The following is an 18,744-nucleotide window of genomic DNA, read 5'->3' on the forward strand; positions in this document are numbered from 1 at the left end:
TCCTAGGTCGGCGTCGCCGCGACATATCCCGTCAATCCAAAACCCTCGCGCGCCGCCGTCATCATCGGCACCAGCGCGTTCGGATGGATGAACTCGTCGCGGAAGCAGGGATGGGTCTTGGGATCAAAGATCTTCTTCAGCCAATCGACCACGATCTTGTGCCGCTCGGAGGTGCGGAATTCCCGGTGATAGGTGAGCCAGAGATCGGCGTGGTGGCTGACGCCGAGATCGACGGCGATCAGCGGCGCGCCGAGCGCGGTCGAAACCGTCGGCAGGAAGCCGATGCCGGCGCCGCGCTCGACGGCGTAGAGCACGCCGACCGAGGAATTGGTCTTGATCCCGACGATGCCCTCGAGCGACCTCAGTCCGAGCACGCGCGCGTAGGCGCCGTCGTCGACCTGCGGCGCGCTCTGCTTGATGATGCGGTGGTTCTTCAGGTCGGCCAGCGTCGTCGGCACGCCGTAGAGATTTTCGTACTCCTTGGAGACGAAGGGATAGATGTGCAGACGACCGAGCTTGGCGACGATCAGATCCGGATTGGTCGGCGGCTCGAGCTGGATCGCGATGTCCGATTCAAGTCGTGCGACGTCGGCCTGCTCCATCGCACAGCGCAGATCGACGGTGATCTTGCGGTAGGTCTTCTGGAAGTCGATCAGTCGCGGCAGGATCCAGAAATTGCCGGGGCCTTCCGTCACCGCGACGCGTACGGTGCCTGAGGTGTCGTTCGACGACCGCGAGGCGCGCCGGAAGACGTTGAAGGCATGACGCTCCATATGCGCAACGTCGGCGATCATCGCGGTGCCTTCATCGCTGAGCGTGAGCCCGCTCTGGTCGCGCAGGAACAGCTTGCAGCCGATACTCTCTTCGAGCCGGTCGACCCGACGCATCAGCGTCGTGGAGGTGAGCCCGAGCTCCTCGGCGGCATTGCGAAAACTTTTATATTTTGCGCACGCTAAAAACAGTTTCAAATCATCCCAGGACGCGCCCAGGGCTTCTTCACGGTGCTGCATCATAGCAGCACCCCGGTGCAATAACTGCTGCATACTCCTGATCCCCAGCCGCTAAGCTCATTGGCATAGCGGGCACGAAAGCTCCGGACGATAGAGGCGCGATATGGCTATGGAAAGAGGCTCGTTTGCCGCAAGGCATGATTTCGATGCCTTGCCGCTGAGCCCGGATGTGGATGTCCGCTGCGCGCAATTTTCCGAAATTGCCGCGCTTTCGGAGATGGCGCAACGGCTGGTGCCGGGCGTGCGGATCGGGACAGCCGAGCTTGCGCATTACTTCACGTTCGATCCCCAGAGCATCCTGACGTTCCGCCGGAAGGGCGATCTCGTCGGCGGCATGGCTTTCCTGTTTCTCAATGACCGCGGGCACGATGCGTTGCTGCTCGACGAGATCTGCCTCACCGCGCCCGAGACGCGCTATCTCGCTTCCGCGAACGAAGAGGTCGCTGCCATCTACATCTGGGCGATCGCGGCGACGGGACGCGGTATCGCCGGTCTCGGCAAGGCTGCAGCACATCTGCGACAGCTAAGGTTTCGCAGCGCCGATTGCTATGCGCAGCCGTCAACGGTGGCTGGACGCGATATCATGAAGGCGACCGGCTTTGCGCCGGTCCCGAGCTTCCAGCCCGACCTCTGGTGCTACGAGCGGCCCTGGCATCGGCAGCCGATGCGGATGCCAGGCGCGATCATCCAAGCAAGGAGTTTTGCAGATGCACGGTACTAGGATTCCTGTCGCCAAGCCCTGTTCCCGCGCCATCACCATCCGCCTTGCGCGCGATCCAAGCGATCTCATGCTGGTCACCGCCATTCGCTCGGCGGTCTATCTCGCCGAGCAGGATTGTCCGTTCGAGGAGGAGTTCGACGGCAACGACATGGTCGCGGCCCATTTCATCGGCTTCGTCGGCAACGAGCCCGCAGGCTGCCTGCGGGTGCGCTTCTTCGGCGATTTCGCCAAGGTGGAGCGGCTCGCGGTGCGTCACCAATACCGGCGCTCGCGCGTCTCGTTCAAGCTGGTGCAGGCCAGCGTCGACTATGTGAAGCGCAAGGGCTTTCGCAAGATCTACGGCCAGGCACAGGACAGGCTGGTCGATTTTTGGGCCCATTTCGGCGCCAAGCCGCTCGGCCACAATCGCAAGGTCACGTTCTCGGATTTTTCCTACACGGAAATGCTGCTGGAAATCGAGCCGGGCCCGGACGCGATCACGCTGGACAGCGATCCCTACGTGATCATCCGCCCCGAAGGCGATTGGGACCGGCCGGGCGTGCTCGACGCTTCGGCGGGGCGGGCGGTGACCTCACCGCTGCGGGACCTCGCGCTCGCCGACCGTTGAAATTGGTGCAGCTCTGCGCAAGACAATGCTGGCTTCCATCCACGATGATCCGCCGATCCTGGTCTGCGCGGATCTCCAGGTCGAATATCTGACCCCTGGGCGCCGCCACGTCGTCCTCGACGGCGACGCCGTCACTGCGCGCTGCCTGGAACTCCTGACCTTGTGGCGGGCCAATCTCTGGCCGGTGATGCATCTGAAGCGGATCGCGCAGGCGGCATGGTTCAATCCGGCATCGAGGCTGACCGATTGGATCGCGGAGACCAAGCCGCGGCCGGGAGAGATGACATTCGACCATCCGCTGCCCTCGGCCTACAGCTCGTCGCGGTTTGTGGACTACATGTCCAATATCCGGGCTGTGCGCTGCATTCTGATCGGTTTTTCCCTGGACGAAACCATCCTGGCCACTGCCGTTGATGGGTTTCACCGCAGCCATCGCTACCAAATCGTCGCTGACGCCGTGGCTTGCCGGCAGCCGGGTACGGGCGATGCCGCCGCCTATAAGCGTGCGGTAGTGAATGTCATCGGGAATTTTGCTACAATCCAGTCCAGCGCCGAACTGATCAGAACCAGCGGCGCCGTTGCGGTGTAGGCGGCCGCAACCGGCGGATGGGGTGAGAGATTGTCACGGGGAGACGAGCTCAAGGAGCTGGCGAGCGATCTGTCGCGTGCGGCCGAGAGGGCGCGCGGGCTTGGTTTGCCGACGACGGTCTATCTGCTCTCGATGGCGCTGGTGGAGGTGAGGGAAGCCACCACCGGCACTGACGACGGGCATGACGACGACGCGGCATGAGAGCTGCTCCACGTGTTGCTTCGCCATGAGCGGATTTGTCACGTGCGGCAATGTCACGTGCAGCTTTGTCGCGTGCATCTTTGTGCATCGCTGCTGAGCGCTTGCTGCCGACGAATTGGCGTTGCAAGTTCTGCGCTGTCGCAATAGCCAAGGTACTTGATCATCGAGTGATGACGCCGGCTATGCCTGCGACGTGACGCTTTCAAGGATCTCCGCAAATGTCCATGCTGCCCAATTCGCAAGAGGCCCGGGATGTAGCCTATCAGCTCCATCCCTACACCAACGCGCGCACCCATCAGCAGGCGGGTCCCCTGGTGATCGAGCGCGGCGAGGGTCCTTACGTCTTCGATGCGTCGGGCAAGCGCTATTTCGAGGCGATGGCCGGCCTGTGGAGCGTCGGGCTCGGCTTCAACGAGAAGCGACTGGTCGAGGCTGCGCACAAGCAGATGCAGGCGCTGCCGTTCTATCACACGTTCTCCGCCAAATCGCACGGGCCCTCAATCGACCTTGCCGAGAAGCTGGTCGCGCTCGCGCCTGTGCCGATGAGCAAGGTGTTCTTCACCAATTCCGGCTCGGAAGCCAACGACACCGTCCTCAAGCTGATCGCCTATCGCTCCAACGCGCTCGGCCAGCCCCAGCGCAAGAAGGTGATCAGCCGGATGCGCGCCTATCACGGCGTCACCATTGCCTCGGCGAGCCTCACGGGCCTGCCGAACAACCACCGCTCGTTCGACCTGCCGCTGCCGAACATCCTGCACACGGGCTCGCCGCATTTCTACAAGGACGGCGCGCCCGGCGAGACAGAGGAAGCGTTTGCGACGCGCCGGGCCGAGGAGCTCGACGCGCTGATTCAGAAGGAAGGGCCAGATACGATCGCGGCGTTCTTCGGCGAGCCGGTGATGGGCGCGGGCGGCGTCATCGTGCCGCCGGCGACCTATTGGGACAAGATCCAGGCAGTCCTGAACAAGTACGACATCCTGCTGGTCGCCGACGAGGTGATCTGCGGCTTCGGCCGCACCGGCAAGATGTTCGGCTGCGAGACCTACGGCATCAAGCCTGACGTGCTCGTGGTCTCCAAGCAGATCACCTCGAGCTATTTCCCGTTCTCGGCGATCATCATGAACGACCGCATGTTCGAGCCGATCGCGGACGAGAGCAACAAGATCGGCGTACTCGGCCACGGCTTCACTGCGGGCGGTCATCCGGTCGGATCGGCGGTTGCGCTGGAAAACCTCAAGATCATCGAGGAGCGCGGCCTGGTCGCACATGCCGCCGAGCTCGGCGCTTACATGCAGGGCAGACTGCGCGAGCTCACCAGTCATCCGCTGGTCGGCGAGGTCCGCGGCGTCGGCATGATCGCGGCGATCGAGCTCGTGCTCGACAAGGGACGCAAGACGGCGGCCGCGACGCCGGGCGCCGTCGGCGGCATCGCCAGCCGCATGCTCCAGGAGCGCGGCGTGATCTCGCGCAACATGCTGGACGCCATCGCCATCTGCCCGCCGCTGATCGTCACCAAGGCGCAGATCGACGACCTCGTCGCCGCGATCTCGGGTGTGCTGAACGACATGAAGGCGGAAGTGGCGAAGCTGACGCCGGCGTAGGGTACACCGGCCTCAAATCTACACCGTCACCCTGAGGCGGCCGCTTCTTCAGCGGCCCTCGAAGGGCGACGGCCCGGCTGTAGCAGCACGGGCGTTCATCCTTCGAGGCTCCCCGCGTGGTGCTCTGCACCACGCGTCTCGCACCTCAGGATGACGAGCAACAGTTTGCGCCTTGGTGGCTTCCAGTTGAGCCCTACGCCCGCTGCACGCCGATCACGCGGCCTTTCTCGACCGCCAGCGCCAGCTCGCCGCGCTTGAGCTTCAAGGCAGCGTCGCCGAACAGCTCGCGGCGCCAGCCGCGCAGTGCCGGCACGTCGGCTTCGTCGTCGGCCGCGATCTCCTCGAGATCGTCGACGGTCGCGATCACCTTGCTGGCGACCGCATGCTTCTCGGCGGTCATGCGCAGCAACACCTTCAACAGCTCGACGATGGCGGCGCCATTGTTGTTGTTGCGCGGCTTCTCCAGCTTCGGCAGCGTCGCAAAATCCCGCGCTAGCCCGCGCTCGACCGCGGCGACGATGTCCGCGCCCCATTTGGACTTCTCGAACCCCTTCGGCACCGAGCGCAGATGGGCGAGCTTCTCCAGCGTGTTCGGCGCGTGGGTCGCGATATCGCTGATGGCCTCGTCGCGCAGCACGCGGCCGCGCGGCACGTCGCGGCTCTGCGCCTCCTGCTCGCGCCAGGCCGCGACCTCCATCAGCACCGCGAGATCCTTCGGCTTGCGCACGCGCGTCTTCAGCCGCTCCCAGGCGCGCTCGGGGTGGAAATCGTAGGTTCGGGGGGAGGTCAGGACCTCCATCTCGATGGAGACCCATTCGCTGCGGCGGCGCTTTTTGAGGTCGGCATCGAGCGCTGCGAACACGTCGCGCAAATGCGTGACGTCGGACACGGCGTAATGCATCTGCTCCTTGGTCAGCGGCCGGCGTGACCAATCGGTGAAGCGGTGGGTCTTGTCGGGGCGGTGGCCGGTGACTTTCTCGACCAGCGCGTCATAGGCGATGCTGTCGCCGTACCCCAGCACCATCGCGGCAACCTGGGTGTCGAACACCGGATGCGGGATGATGTTGGCCTGGTGCCAGATGATCTCGATGTCCTGACGGGCGGCGTGGAAGACCTTCAGCACGGCCTCGTTGGCCATCAGCTCGAAGAACGGCTTGAGGTCGATCCCCTCGGCCAGGGTATCGACGACGACGGCTTCCTCGGCGCTGGCCATCTGCACCACGCATAGCAGCGGGTAGTAGGTGGTCTCGCGCAGGAACTCGGTATCGACGGTAATGACGGGGTGCTTGGCCAGCCGGCTGCAGGCAGCCGCGAGGTCAGCGGTGGTGGTAATCAAATCCATGAACGGCCCATGACACTTGATATCAGCCGTTCTGCCGAAAGTGCTGTGATGTCAAGGGGCTCGATGCGAATTCGAGCCTTGAATTTGGACCGGAATCGCTTTTTCCGACGAAATTCCTATTCGTAGCGGACCCGGTGCGAGGATTTGCGGGCGCAGGGCAACGCCACCACGATCACGCACATGGCGACCAATGCCAATCCCAGGAACTCGAAAACCAACAGATCCACGGCGAAACCTCCAGAAACATTGATAGATTTGTCGGGGGCGCGTTGAGGGTCTGTTAATTGCAATGGTTACCGGCGGCGGGGTGGGCCGGATGGTGGATGAGGGGTTAACGGCGGAAACCGCCCTTCATGTCATCAGCTTCGGCAGGGCTGCGGCCAAGGTATCCACGGCCACGCGGACCTTTGGCGGCAACCGGGGTGAGCGCGGCCAGAGCGCGTGGCATTCGTAGAGGAATTCCGGTTGACCGCTGAGGAGCCTGATGAGCGCTCCGGTTGCGAGGCGCTCGCGAACCAGCCAGTACGGTAGCCAGGCGAGCCCCATGCCCTGCGTGGCGGCATCGGCAATCGCCTCGAGATCGTCGAGCCTCAGCCTGCCGGATGGCATGATCTCGCGCGGAGGCTGGTCTGTTTGCGGAAACAGCCACGGCCGAACGCGCCCGCGGCGGCGATAGATGATCGCCTGATGCGCGGAGAGATCGTCAATCGATTTCGGCTTGCCGTTGATGCGCAAATACGTGCGAGCGCCGCACACCACCATGCGCTGGCTTGCGATGCGCCGCGCGATCAGGCCGGATTGATCATCGAGATCGCCGGTCCGGATCGCAAGATCGTAGCCGGCCTCGATGATGTCAGCGATCGGGTCGCCGAAGGAGAGGTCGAGCTCGAGATGCGGATACTTTCGCGCGAGCTTCATCAACAGCGGGGCGATGCAGTGCCGTCCGAGCAAGGAAGGCATGGTCACCCGCAGCTTTCCATGCGGCTCGGAACGCTCGTCGGCAACGACGGCGTCGGCGGCTTCGGCCTCGCTGAGCACTGCGCGGCAGCGCTCGTAATAGGCCTGGCCAGCCTCGGTCGGGCTCTGTCGCCGTGTGGTGCGGTTGAGGAGGCGGACGCCGAGGCGCTCTTCGAGGAAGCGCACATGCTTGCCGACCATCGGCCCCGACATCTCCAGGGCGTCGGCCGCAGCCGCGAACGAGCCGAGGTCGACAGCCCGAACGAACACGGCCATGCTGGTCAGGCGGTCCATGATTGAAAACTCCTGGTTTCGACTGTTCGCATACTTTGCCGATTTATCCACTTCCTTAGGATTGGCATAGCGCCATTCAGTTCAACTGTTTTGGAGTGGATCCATGACCCGCGTCGTTCGCTTTCACCGCCATGGCGGTCCCGAAGTGCTGGGTATCGAGACCGTCAACGTTCCGCCGCCGGCGAAGGGCGAGGTTCAGATTCGGATCAGGGCGCTCGGCCTCAACCGTGCGGAAGCCCTGTTACGGTCGGGGTCCTACATCGAGACCGCCCAATTTCCGTCCGGTCTTGGTCTCGAGGCGGCGGGTCTTGTCGAGGCTGTCGGAGAAGGCGTGGCCGGCTTTGCGCCGGGCGATGCCGTCAGTATCGTGCCGCCGACATCCATGGTGCGATGGCCGGCTTATGCGGAGCTCGCAGCTTTTCCGGCCGAACTCGTCGTAAAGCATCCACCCGATCTAAGCTTCGAGACAGCGGCAGCGCTATGGATGCAGTATCTGACGGCCTACGGCGCGCTGGTTGACATCGCCGGACTCTTGCGAGGGGACGTGGTCGCCATCACGGCGGCATCGAGCAGTGTCGGGCTTGCAGCAATCCAGATCGCCAACCGGATCGGGGCTGTCCCGGTCGCCCTGACCCGGACATCGGCCAAGCGGCGGGCCTTGCTCGATGCCGGTGCCGCTGACGTCGTGGCCTCAGACGAGGAGGATATCGCAGCGCGGCTGGCGGAGATCGCCGGTTCAAACGGCGTCCGTGTGGTGCTTGATGCCGTCGGCGGTCCGGCGTTCGAGCGGCTGACTGCGGCGATGGCGCCGGGCGGCATCCTGATCGAATATGGCGGGCTGAGCCCTGAGCCGACGCCGTTCCCGCTCTTCAACGTGTTGACCAAGAGCCTGGTCCTGCGCGGCTACCTCGTGCACGAGATCGTCCGCGATCCGACGCGACTTGGGCGGGCCAAGGCTTTCATCCGCGATGGGGTGGCGGACGACACGTTGAAGCCGATCATCGCGCGAACGTTCAAGTTCGAGGATATTGTCGAGGCGCATCGCTTCCTGGAGTCGAACACGCAGTTCGGCAAGATTGTCGTGACGATCTGAACCGGCCCGTCCAAACGAATTCGGCGCCCCACATGGCGGAGCGCCGAAATACGTTTGCCGTTTGAAGTGGCCTTACGGCAGCTTCAGCGACGTCTCTGCATTGTACGGCTTGAGCGTCTCATCCGCGGCCTTCTGGGCGGCGGCGAGGGCTTCCTTCGGCTGCTTCTTGCCGTTGAGGACCAGCATCACCTCGTCCTCGAGGTTCTTGCGGACGGGGACGGTCTTGTAGGTCGCGAACCAGGGTTTTGCCACGTCGAGCTGCTCGACAGCGGTCTTGGCGTCCGGGTTCTTGTTGAGGAAGTCCACCATCTCGGGCGTCTTGTAGGCGGCCATGTTGGGCGCGAAATAGCCGGTGGCGCGGCTCCACCAGCCGCTTTTCTCGGGCGAGGTCATCCACTTGATCAGCGTCCAGGCGGCCTTCTGCTTGTCGGCCTCGAGCCCGGCCGGAACGATCAGCGAGGCGCCGCCGATCGGCACGGCGTTGCGGACGTTGCGCGGGATGAAGGCGACGTTGTAGGCGAATTTGGCGTTGTCGCGCACGTAAGTGAGTGAGCCCGTCGACAGCATCATCATCGCAGCATTGCCTGAGATGAAGGAGGTGCTGACGGCAGGGCCGGGCGTGGCGCCGGGCGCGTGGACCTTGTGCTTGTAGACAAGGTCATTCCACCAGGTCAGCGCGCCAAGCATCGAGGGCGTGTCATAATAGACCTCGCCGCCGAACTCCTCGTTGTAGTAACGCCCGCCATTGCTCATGGTCAGCGTTTCCATCATCCAGCCGCAATAGTCGTAGGCACAGGGGATCGCGATGCCCCATTGGGTCACCTTGTCGCCCTCCCGCTTGGTGAGCTTCTTGGCCCAGTCGGTGAGCTCGGCCCAGGTCTGCGGCGGCTTGCTCGGATCGAGGCCGGCTTCCTTGACCTTGTCGGCGTTGATGTAGAGCAGCGGCGTCGAATTGTGGAAGGGCACGCCGTAGACCGAGCGGTTGATCACAGCATTGCCTTGCAGCGCGGGGAAGAACTGGCCGAGGAACTGCTCCTTGGTGGTGCCGTCGGCCTTGATCAGGGCATCGAGATTGGTGAGCTCGTTCTCGATCTGCATGTCGAGCAGGAAGTTGGCCGACATGATCACGGCGGACGGCGGCTTGCCGGCCTTGATTGCGGCGCGCGTCTTGATCAGCGTGTCGTCATAGGAGCCGGTGTAGACCGCGGTCGCCTTGACGTCCGGATGGGTCTCGTTGAACTCCTTGATCAAGGTGCCCATGTCGCGGGCGAGCTTGCCGTCGACGGGGACGGGGAAGAACAAATCGATTTCGGTCGGGCCTTCGCCGGCGAGAGCCGGAAGCGCGAGGGCGCCTGCCATAGAGCCTGCGATGGCGAGGCCCAGCATGAGCCTGCGGGAGAACAGCATCGAAAAATCTCCTATTTGATGCCTGAGGTGACGAAAGAGCTGATGAAGCGCTTCTGGAAGATCAGGAAGGTGATGAGCAGCGGCGCGATCACCATCAGCGTGCCGGCGGCGATGGTGCCCCAGGCCTGCGTGCCCTCGGCGGTCTTGGTGAAGACGGAGAGGCCGACCGTGAGCGGCCGCTTGTCTGGCGAATTGATCACCATCAGCGGCCACAGGAAGTCGTTCCAGTGGCTAGTGACGGAGATGATGGCGAAGGCCGAGAAGCTCGGCATCGACAGCGGCACGTAGATGTGACGGATGCGCTGGAACAGGCTGGCGCCATCGATCAGGGCTGCGTCTTCCAGCTCGGTCGGAATGGCTTCGAACGCCTGGCGCATCAGGAAGGTGCCGAAGGCGGAGGCGAAGAACGGCATCATCACGCCGGTGAGCGTGTCGTAGAGGCCGAGTTGCGCCACCAGCGACAGGTTCGGTACGATCAGCAGCACCGGCACCAGCATCAGCTGCATCAGGAACAGATAGAAGATCAGCGTTTTGCCGACGAAGGCGAGGCGCGCAAAGGCAAAGCCCGCCAGCGTGATCGTGGCGAACTGCACCAGCAAAATGCCAGCGCAGATGATCGTGGTGTTGAGCGTGTAGCGCGGGAAATCGCCGATATCCCAGGCATCCCTGACATTGTCGAGCGTCGGCTTGAGGCTCGGCATCAGCTCGGCCATGGCATTGATGCCGTCGGAGGCCGGGCGCAGCGTCGCCACGACCATCCACAGGAACGGGATGAGCCAGACGATCGCGAGCAGCACCGTCAGCGCGAAGCCGAGCTTGGGCGTGATCTCGCCGCGGGTGGCGAGCGGGGCGTCCTTGTAGAGCCGGTCTATCAGCTTCATGGTCCACCCTCGCGGTTCGCCATGGTGCGGAAGGAGAGGGCGGTGAGGCCCATCAGTGCGGCGAGCGTCAGCAGCGTCGCGGCCGAGGCCTTGCCGACGTCGTAATGCTCGACCGCCTGCTGGTAGATGTAGAACAGCACGAGGTTGGTCGAGTTCGACGGTCCGCCCTGGGTCATGACGAAGACGTGGTCGACCTGCGTCACCGCGTTGAGCGTGGCGATCACGATGACGAACAGGAAAGTGGGCTTGAGCTCCGGCAGGATGATGTGGCGGAAGCGCATGTACGGCCCGGCGCCGTCGAGATGCGCGGCCTCCATCACGTCTTCCGGCACGGCCTGAAGGCCGGCGAGGAAGAACAGCATGTAATAGCCCGCGTTCTTCCAGATCGTGATGACCATGATCGCATAGAGCGCGATGTCGGGGTCGCCGAGCCAGTTCGGCAGCACCGGGAGCAAGCGGCCGATATAGTAGTCGAGCAGGCCGACATTGGGCAGGAAGATGAACATGAACAGCGCGGAGGCCGCGACCATCGGGATCAGCACCGGCAGGAATAGCGCCGCACGCAGCGCGCTGCTGACGGCGTTGGTGCGCGACAGCGCCAACGCGAACAGCAGCGCGAGGCCGATGCTGGGGACCGCAGTGCCGACCGCATAGACGAGATTGTTGACGACCGCGCCGGAGAAGGCGGGGTCGGCCAGCACCGCTGCGATGTTGTCGAGGCCGATGAAGCGGACCGGCGCCTTCGGTGTGGCGCGCTGGTAGAGCGCATCGATGAATACGCGGCCCATCGCGCCATAGGTGAACAGCGCGAGGAAGACCAGCGAGGGCAGCAACAGGAGATAGGCGGGCAGCGAAGCTTTGAAGCGTGTGCCGAGGCGCTTCAGGACGTCCAGGCGCGGCGCCGCCGAGGTCGCGACCGGAAGAGCCGCGGGTTCGGCGAGGCTCATCTCAGCGCGCCGGAAAGTTGAGGGCATAGTCGCGGCCGTCCACTCCCGCCGGTGGCTCGAAGGGGAAGCGCAGACTGGTGTCGAGGAAGTCGTGGCTGTGCACGACGAGGTTCTCGTCGTCGATCAGCACGACGCCATAGGCGGGGGGCTCGTGGCTGGCCAGATGCGGCGCGTCAGCGTCGAGCTCGAACCAGACCTGGTGGTTGGTGCCGCGTAGGGTGGAGAACGGGATCTTGCCGTAGCTGCCGAAGATCGGCCGGTGCACATGGCCGAAGAAGAGGTGGCGGATGCGCGCGCGATAGGGCGCGATCACCTCGGCGAACTCCGCGCTCTGTTTCAGCCCGATCTCGTCCATCGCATGGACGCCGATCGGGAAGGGCGGGTGATGCATGAACACGACGAACTGCTGGTCGGCGGGTGCAGCCGCGACCGTCTTCGCGAGCCAGTCGAAGCGCTTGGCGCACATCTCGCCGGCGTGGCTGGTCTCGTCCAGCGTGTCGAGGAAGACGAACAGGCCATGGTCGGTGGTGCGCGTGCCCTGCACGAAGCCGTTTGAATCGCGCGGCGCGGCCTTCAGCGCGTCGAGGCAGGTGACGCGGCGGTCGTGATTGCCGACCATGGCGATGTACGGGATCTTCAGCGCGGCCATTGCGTCTGCGAAATTGGCGTAAGATTCCGGCTCGCCCCAATGGGTGAGGTCGCCGGTCACGACAGCGAAGGCGGCGTCGGACTGATGCGTGTTGATGTCGGCAATCGCCGCATCCAGCCGCGCGCGCGGATCGAGGCCATAGAGCGTCAAGCCGGGGTTCGCCAGATGCGTGTCGGTGAGGTGGATGAATTTGAAGGGCATGGCGCGCTTTGTCGGGACGGTTGGAGGATGGGTGCCTCCGGCAGGACGACCCTGACAGGCGGTTAGAGCGCGTGTGTTTCAGTTTGATGACAGTGGTTCCCGTGTCCACAGCAGCGCGCTGCGCACGGTGGATTAGCCGAAGGGGTAATTCAAAGTTCCGGCTTACCTTGAGTTGCGGTGCTGCGCGGAGCAGAGCTAATCTAAGCGCGCAAACTTGGTTCTTGTCCCGCGGATCGAGCTAACGGTCGATCGCGCGCAGGCGCTTGATCTCGGCGATCAATCTCGGAATGTCCTGTCGCGCGTTGGCGATGAATTCCTGATCGGCGAGCGTCGCGCCAGTGAGGTAGATGTCTTCGCCTCCGGTCTGGACGAAGTCCGATCCGCTTAGTTTATCGCGCTTCTCGATGAACGATTTCCAAGGACCGCGGTCGCCTGCTCGCAGCGCGCCTTGATCGCTTCGATCTCGTCATCTGTCAGGGCCGAGAGCTGCGTCATCTTGCAATCCAGAACAGGTCTACGTCCCACAAAACGTCCGCAATACCCGCTGGTCCGGCAGCGGCGGATCGGCGTAGGCGGCAAACTCCGGCTGGTCCTCGAACGGCTTGGCCAGCACTTGCACCAGCTCCTCGAACGGGGCGTAGTCGTCGTCGTTGACCGCAGCCTGGATCACAGCCTCGACGCGGTGGTTGCGCGGGATGAAGGCCGGATTGACGGCGTGCATGGCGGCTTGTCGGTCGGCAGCGCTCTGCGGCTCCAGCGCGATGCGGGCGCGCCAGCGGCCGGACCACTCGTCGAAGGCTGCGGGCTCCATGAACTGCGCACGCGCATCCGCGCTGTCATCAACGGCGGAATCGCCGAGCTTGCGGAAGGTGAGGGTGAAGTCGGCCTGGTTCTTGGCCATGGCTTCGAGCAGGTCCTGGATCAGGGCGTCGTCGCCTTCACGCTCCGTGAACAGGCCGACCTTTTTGCGCAAGCCGGCTTGATAAGCCGTGCTGAAAATCTCGGAGAAGGCGCCGAGAATGTCCTGGGCTTCGGCCACCGCCTTCTCCTGCTCGTCGGAGAACAACGGCAGCAGGCACTCGGCGAGGCGGGTCAAATTCCACAGCGCGATGCGCGGCTGGTTGGCGTAGGCGTAGCGGCCCATCTCGTCGATCGAGGAAAACACCTGCGAAGGGTTGTAGGCGTCCATGAAGGCGCAGGGGCCGTAATCGATGGTCTCGCCGGAGATGGAGCTGTTGTCGGTGTTCATCACGCCGTGGATGAAGCCGACCAGCAGCCAGCGCGCGACGAGGTCGGCCTGACGGGCGACGACGCCGGCGAGCAGCGCGTGATAGGGCCGCTCGGCGCCGACTAGTTCGGGATAGTGCCTGGCGATGACGTGGTCGGCGAGCCGGCGGATCGCCTCGGTGTCGCGGCGCACGGCGAAGAACTGGAAGGTGCCGACGCGGATATGGCTGGAAGCAACACGCGTCAGCACCGCGCCGGGCAGCGCGGTCTCGCGGATGACGTGCTCGCCGGTAACGACGGCGGCAAGCGAGCGCGTGGTCGGGATGCCCAGCGCATGCATCGCTTCGCTGACGATGTACTCGCGTAAGACCGGCCCGAGCGCGGCGCGGCCGTCGCCGCGGCGGGAAAACGGGGTGGGGCCGCTTCCCTTCAACTGGATGTCGCGGCGGACGCCGTTTCTGTCGATGACCTCGCCGAGCAGGATGGCGCGGCCATCGCCGAGCTGCGGCACGAATTGCCCGAACTGGTGCCCGGCATAGGCCATGGCGATGGGGTCGGCGCCTGCGGGAACCGTCTTCCCGGCCAGGATCGCCGCGCCCTCAGGGGTCTCCAGCAAGTCGGGATCGAGCCCGAGCTGGACCGCCAGCGGCCGGTTCAGCTTGATCAGCCGGGGGGCCGCGACAGGGGTCGGCGCGACGCGGGCAAAGAAGCTGTCCGGCAGCGCCGAATAGGAGTTCTGGAAGGGGAAATGGACCGTCATGGGCTCAAGATAGGGCTGGAACGCCTGATGGCAAAGGCTCGGGTCCCAATAAGCCAAAAATGGGCGCATCCAGCCCCAAAACAGGCCGTTCCCTTGGTTGCCGCCTTGGGTCTCGTCGGGTAAACCCTGCCGCAATCTCGGACCGGCCCTTACAGGCCGTCCGATTCGTTTCCTCCGACATCATTTTTGGGACGACCATGCATCGCTACCGGTCACATACATGCGGCGCGCTCCGCGAGAGCAACATCGGCGAGACGGTCCGCCTGTCAGGCTGGGTCCATCGCGTCCGCGACCATGGCGGCGTGCTGTTCATCGACCTGCGCGACCATTACGGCCTGACCCAGTGCGTGGTCGACCCGGACTCGCCGGCATTCTCGCTGGCCGAGAAGCTGCGCTCGGAATTCGTGGTGCGGATGGACGGCAACGCCCGCCGGCGCCCCGAGGGCACCGACAATGACGATCTGCCGACCGGCAAGATCGAGATCTACGTCACCGAGATCGAGGTGCTGGGTCCGGCCGGCGATCTGCCGCTGCCTGTGTTCGGCGACCAGGAATATCCTGAAGACATCCGCCTGAAGTATCGCTTCCTCGACCTGCGCCGCGAAAAGCTGCACCAGAACATCATGACGCGCGTCGAGATCATCAAGTCGATGCGTAGGCGCATGGAGGGGCAGGGCTTCTTCGAGTTCAACACCCCGATCCTGACCGCGTCCTCGCCGGAAGGCGCGCGCGACTTCCTGGTGCCCTCGCGCATCCATCCCGGCAAGTTCTACGCGTTGCCGCAGGCGCCGCAGCAGTACAAGCAGCTGCTGATGATGTCGGGCTTCGATCGCTACTTCCAGATCGCGCCGTGCTTCCGCGACGAGGACCCGCGCGCCGATCGTCTGCCGGGCGAATTCTATCAGCTCGACGTCGAGATGAGCTTTGTGACGCAGGAAGACGTGTTCGCCGCGATGGAGCCGGTCATCACCGGCGTGTTCGAGGAGTTCGCGAGAGGAAAGCCCGTCACGAAGGGCTGGCGCCGGATTCCGTTCGCCGAGGCGTTGCGCAAGTACGGCAGCGACAAGCCGGACCTGCGCAACCCCATCGAGATGCAGGACGTCTCCGAGCACTTCCGCGGCTCCGGCTTCAAGGTCTTTGCACGCATGCTCGAAGACCCCAAGAACCAGGTCTGGGCGATCCCGGCCCCTGGCGGCGGCAGCCGCGCGTTCTGCGACCGCATGAATTCGTGGGCGCAGGGCGAGGGCCAGCCTGGCCTCGGCTACATCATGTGGCGCGAGGGAGGTGAGGGCGCAGGTCCGCTTGCGAACAACATCGGGCCGGAGCGCACCGCCGCGATCCGCGCGCAGATCGGCGTCAAGGAAGGCGATGCCGCCTTCTTCGTCGCCGGCGACCCCGACAAGTTCTGGAAGTTTTCGGGCCTTGCCCGCAACAAGGTCGGCGAGGAATTGAACCTCACCGACAAGGAGCGGTTCGAGCTCGCCTGGATCGTCGACTTCCCGATGTACGAGTACAACGAGGACGACAAGAAGGTCGATTTCTCGCACAACCCGTTCTCGATGCCGCAGGGCGGTCTTGACGCGCTGAAGGGCCAGGATCCGCTGACCATCAAGGCGTTCCAGTACGACATCACCTGCAACGGCTACGAGATCGCTTCGGGCGGCATCCGCAACCACGTGCCGGAAGCGATGGTGAAGGCGTTCGAAATCGCAGGTTACGGCGAGCAGGAAGTGGTCGATCGCTTCGGCGGCATGTACCGCGCCTTCCAGTATGGCGCCCCGCCGCATGGTGGCATGGCCGCGGGCGTCGACCGCATCGTGATGCTGCTTTGCGGCACGAACAATCTGCGCGAGATCTCGCTGTTCCCGATGAACCAGCAGGCGATGGATTTGCTGATGGGCGCGCCGTCGGATGCGACCACAAAACAGCTTCGCGAGCTGCATGTGCGGGTGAATCTGCCGCAGAAGTGAGGCGAGGCGAGTTGCCCGTGCCCCGGACGCAGCGCAGCGCTACTTCAGCGGTGCGCTGCTGAGCCGGGGCCCATGTCTCGGTAAGCGGCAGCTTTCTGGGTCCCGGTTCTGCGCAGCAACGCTAAGGGCGTTGCAGCGCGCCCGGGACACGAGACCACCGCTGTTGCCTACAATCCCGTCGACGCCTCGATCCTGAACTGCGCCAGCGCGCCCTCGGGGTCGCTTTGCGACAGCTGCATCAATTGCATCAGCGGCACCTTGGCGCGGGGCGTTAGCTTGGCGGTCAGCGTCTGCCCTGACGTCTCGACGAAACCGGCGAGCGCATCGACCGCCATTTTCACGTCGCCATTGGCCCCTGTGATCTTCTCGCCCTGCGCCCTGATCATCGCGACGATGGCGCTGCGCGCGGCGTCGCGGCTGACGTCCTGCATGCGCGCGAACTGCGCCACGACGAGATCGACGACGCCGCTGTCGCGCAGCGAGAGCTCGAACGTGCCGGTCTCGACCTGCGCCGCCTGGCCCATCGCCTGCACCGGGTCGGTCGTGAACAGGCTGCGCGGGACGTTGGCAAGCCCAAAGCGGGCCTGCGCTTTGGCGAGGTTGCCGAGATCGAGCGTGGCCGGCGCGAGCGCGAATGCGCCGGACGATTCCGTCCAGGACGCACCGAGATCGAGGTCGATCGCAAGCTTGTCCACTCCTGCCATGACCAGCGGCCGCTGCGCCGGATTGGAGGGATCTGTCGGCGCGACCATCCTCACGACCAGATTGGCCTTGCTCGGAATCGATCCGACCAGCTGGCCCCAGTTCAGGCTGATCGTGTCGATAGTGACGAACTGCCGCGTATTCTTGTAGGGCGCCACCACGCCCTTGATCTCGGCGCCTTCGAGCACGCGGAACAGGCCGAGCATCTGATCGGGCGAGGGCGCCTGTCCGGGCGTTCGGAGGCTTGCCGCCCAGCGCATCAGATTTGCCGCGCTGAAGGACTTCAGCGCGAAACGCTCCATCTTGAGCTGCCCCTGCGGCATCGGCATGTCGAGGCCTTCCAGCGCTATTCTGTCTTGATCGTATTTGACGGCGTTGAGGCGTCCCGTCCCTTGCGGCGTCTCGACCGTCTGCTTGCCGATCTCGGCCTTGCCGATCTGAAAGCCCTCGAAGAAGTCGGCCACCTTCTCCATCATGTCGCGCGACTGCGCCGGCGTCGGGATCGAGCCGTCGGCCGGGACCAGCGCGATGATCTCGGCCGGGCGGAATTTGGAGGGCCGGATCGCGATGTCGTCAAAGGTGATACCGTCGATCAGCACGCGCACGCCCGGTGCGGTCGTCACCACGTATGAGTTGACCGAGATGCGCCGATAGATCCTGTGGAAACTGTCGTCGCTCGACCCTTGCTGATCGAGCGCGGCCCTGACAGCGGCTGCGTCGAAATCGTAGGCGGCCAGACCGGACAGCTCGCCGGTCATTTTCGAGGGCTTGCCCGGTTGGGCCAGGTCGACCGCATAGGTGATGCGGTCCGTCTTCGTCGTTTCGATTTTGCCGCGGTTGACGTTCTGGACCGACAGACCCGAATAGACGTAATCCCCGCTGCCGGCATTGCCGGTGCCTGCATCGACGCTGACCGCGACGGTCGGCGCCACGATCGAGGACGCCGAGACGGTCGCGTATTGCGCGAGCATGAAGCGGTACATGTCGATGATCGACCCGGACAACTGAGTGCTGTCTGCACGGGTCGGGCCGGAAAAGTCGCGAGCGCTGATCTGCGGGATCTTGTAGTTAGCTTTCAGCTTCGCCCGCTCGGTGGACGTGAAGGCTACTTCGACTCCGGACACTTCAATGCTGTCGGCCGAGAAATGGGCCTCATCCGGCTTGCGTACACCGACGGCCGTGACCTTCGCGACCTTGACATTGGCGAGCTGCGGCTGGCCGGGCTCGACATTGATATCCTCGATCGTCAGCGTGCGCGTCCCAAGTTCGAATCCGATCTTGCCATGGCTCGCCTTGCCGCCGCCTGCGCGGATCTGCTCGAAGGCTGCCTCGACCTCAGCGGTGGCGCGATGCTGGACATAGAGGTTGAAGCCGAACCATCCGCCCGCGCCGAGTACGGCTGCCACGATCAGGCCGATCAGGATTCGCTTCATTCCCAGCTCCAGTTGCTCGTTTTGCACCGCGCAACCTGCCATATTCGCGAAACGCCGCGCGGTCCAGGGAAAGCTATGGTTTTCAAATATTTGACCGCGCGCCCTGTTGATGGGCGCGCAATCGGATGTTGCCACCGGGGCGCCCGGCGTGC

16 protein-coding genes are annotated in these 18,744 nt (G+C 64.2%); 7 read left to right on the plus strand and 9 right to left on the minus strand.

The window, feature by feature from the left end; translation table 11 throughout:
* Window positions 1-2: 2 nt before the first annotated feature.
* On the minus strand, window positions 3-1,043 hold the full coding sequence (locus tag RAD04_RS36190) for a LysR family transcriptional regulator (protein ID WP_461627594.1): 1,041 nt from the start codon (window positions 1,041-1,043) through the stop codon (window positions 3-5).
* A 70-nt stretch (window positions 1,044-1,113) separates the two neighbouring features.
* Here RAD04_RS36190 and RAD04_RS36195 point away from each other — a divergent pair, with 70 nt between their 5' ends.
* The 5 genes from RAD04_RS36195 to RAD04_RS36215 all read left to right on the plus strand — a co-directional run bounded on the left by RAD04_RS36195 (window position 1,114) and on the right by RAD04_RS36215 (window position 4,729).
* Window positions 1,114-1,731, plus strand: coding sequence for a hypothetical protein (locus RAD04_RS36195; protein WP_461627595.1), 618 nt, complete (start codon window positions 1,114-1,116; stop codon window positions 1,729-1,731).
* Window positions 1,718-2,338: a GNAT family N-acetyltransferase gene (locus RAD04_RS36200; RefSeq protein ID WP_028144981.1), complete on the plus strand. Its 621-nt coding sequence runs from the start codon at window positions 1,718-1,720 to the stop codon at window positions 2,336-2,338. The genes RAD04_RS36195 and RAD04_RS36200 overlap by 14 nt, the downstream gene beginning before the upstream one ends.
* A gap of 25 nt (window positions 2,339-2,363) precedes the next feature.
* Window positions 2,364-2,927 carry an isochorismatase family protein gene (locus RAD04_RS36205; RefSeq protein WP_461627596.1) on the plus strand — a complete coding sequence of 188 codons (564 nt, stop codon included), beginning with the start codon at window positions 2,364-2,366 and terminating at the stop codon, window positions 2,925-2,927.
* A gap of 30 nt (window positions 2,928-2,957) precedes the next feature.
* On the plus strand, window positions 2,958-3,128 hold the full coding sequence (locus RAD04_RS36210; protein ID WP_461627597.1) for a hypothetical protein: 171 nt from the start codon (window positions 2,958-2,960) through the stop codon (window positions 3,126-3,128).
* Window positions 3,129-3,346: 218 nt separating this feature from the next.
* On the plus strand, window positions 3,347-4,729 hold the full coding sequence (locus RAD04_RS36215; RefSeq protein WP_461627598.1) for an aspartate aminotransferase family protein: 1,383 nt from the start codon (window positions 3,347-3,349) through the stop codon (window positions 4,727-4,729).
* 193 nt (window positions 4,730-4,922) lie between these two features.
* Here RAD04_RS36215 and rnd read toward each other — a convergent pair whose 3' ends face one another.
* Together rnd and RAD04_RS36225 are read right to left on the minus strand one after the other, a co-directional pair.
* On the minus strand, window positions 4,923-6,071 hold the full coding sequence (rnd, locus tag RAD04_RS36220; RefSeq protein ID WP_461620035.1) for a ribonuclease D: 1,149 nt from the start codon (window positions 6,069-6,071) through the stop codon (window positions 4,923-4,925).
* 351 nt (window positions 6,072-6,422) lie between these two features.
* The gene (locus RAD04_RS36225; RefSeq protein WP_461627599.1) at window positions 6,423-7,322 is read right to left on the minus strand and encodes a LysR family transcriptional regulator; all 900 of its coding nucleotides are present in this window, start codon (window positions 7,320-7,322) and stop codon (window positions 6,423-6,425) included.
* 103 nt (window positions 7,323-7,425) lie between these two features.
* On the opposite strand from RAD04_RS36225, the gene RAD04_RS36230 reads away from it, so the two are divergent.
* Window positions 7,426-8,415 carry a zinc-dependent alcohol dehydrogenase family protein gene (locus RAD04_RS36230; RefSeq protein WP_461627600.1) on the plus strand — a complete coding sequence of 330 codons (990 nt, stop codon included), beginning with the start codon at window positions 7,426-7,428 and terminating at the stop codon, window positions 8,413-8,415.
* Between the two features lie 72 nt (window positions 8,416-8,487).
* Here the strand turns inward: RAD04_RS36230 and RAD04_RS36235 are convergent, their stop codons facing one another.
* From RAD04_RS36235 to RAD04_RS36255, 5 genes are all read right to left on the minus strand, one after another.
* The gene (locus RAD04_RS36235; protein WP_461627601.1) at window positions 8,488-9,822 is read right to left on the minus strand and encodes an ABC transporter substrate-binding protein; all 1,335 of its coding nucleotides are present in this window, start codon (window positions 9,820-9,822) and stop codon (window positions 8,488-8,490) included.
* A gap of 11 nt (window positions 9,823-9,833) precedes the next feature.
* Window positions 9,834-10,703 (minus strand): carbohydrate ABC transporter permease, encoded by an 870-nt coding sequence (locus RAD04_RS36240; protein ID WP_461627602.1) that lies wholly within the window; start codon window positions 10,701-10,703, stop codon window positions 9,834-9,836.
* Window positions 10,700-11,650, minus strand: coding sequence for a carbohydrate ABC transporter permease (locus tag RAD04_RS36245; RefSeq protein ID WP_461627603.1), 951 nt, complete (start codon window positions 11,648-11,650; stop codon window positions 10,700-10,702). Before RAD04_RS36245 ends, RAD04_RS36240 begins: the two co-directional genes overlap by 4 nt.
* A 1-nt stretch (window position 11,651) precedes the next feature.
* On the minus strand, window positions 11,652-12,500 hold the full coding sequence (locus tag RAD04_RS36250) for a phosphodiesterase (RefSeq protein WP_461627604.1): 849 nt from the start codon (window positions 12,498-12,500) through the stop codon (window positions 11,652-11,654).
* A gap of 514 nt (window positions 12,501-13,014) precedes the next feature.
* Entirely contained in the window at window positions 13,015-14,487 is a 1,473-nt protein-coding gene (locus RAD04_RS36255) for a protein adenylyltransferase SelO (RefSeq protein ID WP_461627605.1), read from the minus strand.
* Between the two features lie 197 nt (window positions 14,488-14,684).
* Here RAD04_RS36255 and aspS point away from each other — a divergent pair, with 197 nt between their 5' ends.
* Window positions 14,685-16,457 (plus strand): aspartate--tRNA ligase, encoded by a 1,773-nt coding sequence (gene aspS / locus RAD04_RS36260; RefSeq protein WP_461627606.1) that lies wholly within the window; start codon window positions 14,685-14,687, stop codon window positions 16,455-16,457.
* A gap of 167 nt (window positions 16,458-16,624) precedes the next feature.
* Here aspS and RAD04_RS36265 read toward each other — a convergent pair whose 3' ends face one another.
* Entirely contained in the window at window positions 16,625-18,592 is a 1,968-nt protein-coding gene (locus RAD04_RS36265) for a hypothetical protein (RefSeq protein ID WP_461627607.1), read from the minus strand.
* Between the last annotated feature and the right edge of the window lie 152 nt (window positions 18,593-18,744).

The sequence above is a fragment of the Bradyrhizobium sp. 25ACV genome, from assembly GCF_054863005.1.

Coding starts and splice junctions, on each gene's coding strand:
- RAD04_RS36265 (WP_461627607.1), bottom strand. CDS start 18,592: ATGAAGCGAATCCTGATCGGCCTGATCGTGGCAGCCGTACTCGGCGCG.
- RAD04_RS36230 (WP_461627600.1), top strand. CDS start 7,426: ATGACCCGCGTCGTTCGCTTTCACCGCCATGGCGGTCCCGAAGTGCTG.
- RAD04_RS36245 (WP_461627603.1), bottom strand. CDS start 11,650: ATGAGCCTCGCCGAACCCGCGGCTCTTCCGGTCGCGACCTCGGCGGCG.
- aspS (WP_461627606.1), top strand. CDS start 14,685: ATGCATCGCTACCGGTCACATACATGCGGCGCGCTCCGCGAGAGCAAC.
- RAD04_RS36240 (WP_461627602.1), bottom strand. CDS start 10,703: ATGAAGCTGATAGACCGGCTCTACAAGGACGCCCCGCTCGCCACCCGC.
- RAD04_RS36235 (WP_461627601.1), bottom strand. CDS start 9,822: ATGCTGTTCTCCCGCAGGCTCATGCTGGGCCTCGCCATCGCAGGCTCT.
- RAD04_RS36195 (WP_461627595.1), top strand. CDS start 1,114: ATGGCTATGGAAAGAGGCTCGTTTGCCGCAAGGCATGATTTCGATGCC.
- RAD04_RS36215 (WP_461627598.1), top strand. CDS start 3,347: ATGTCCATGCTGCCCAATTCGCAAGAGGCCCGGGATGTAGCCTATCAG.
- RAD04_RS36205 (WP_461627596.1), top strand. CDS start 2,364: ATGCTGGCTTCCATCCACGATGATCCGCCGATCCTGGTCTGCGCGGAT.
- RAD04_RS36200 (WP_028144981.1), top strand. CDS start 1,718: ATGCACGGTACTAGGATTCCTGTCGCCAAGCCCTGTTCCCGCGCCATC.
- RAD04_RS36225 (WP_461627599.1), bottom strand. CDS start 7,322: ATGGACCGCCTGACCAGCATGGCCGTGTTCGTTCGGGCTGTCGACCTC.
- RAD04_RS36190 (WP_461627594.1), bottom strand. CDS start 1,043: ATGCAGCAGTTATTGCACCGGGGTGCTGCTATGATGCAGCACCGTGAA.
- rnd (WP_461620035.1), bottom strand. CDS start 6,071: ATGGATTTGATTACCACCACCGCTGACCTCGCGGCTGCCTGCAGCCGG.
- RAD04_RS36255 (WP_461627605.1), bottom strand. CDS start 14,487: ATGACGGTCCATTTCCCCTTCCAGAACTCCTATTCGGCGCTGCCGGAC.
- RAD04_RS36250 (WP_461627604.1), bottom strand. CDS start 12,500: ATGCCCTTCAAATTCATCCACCTCACCGACACGCATCTGGCGAACCCC.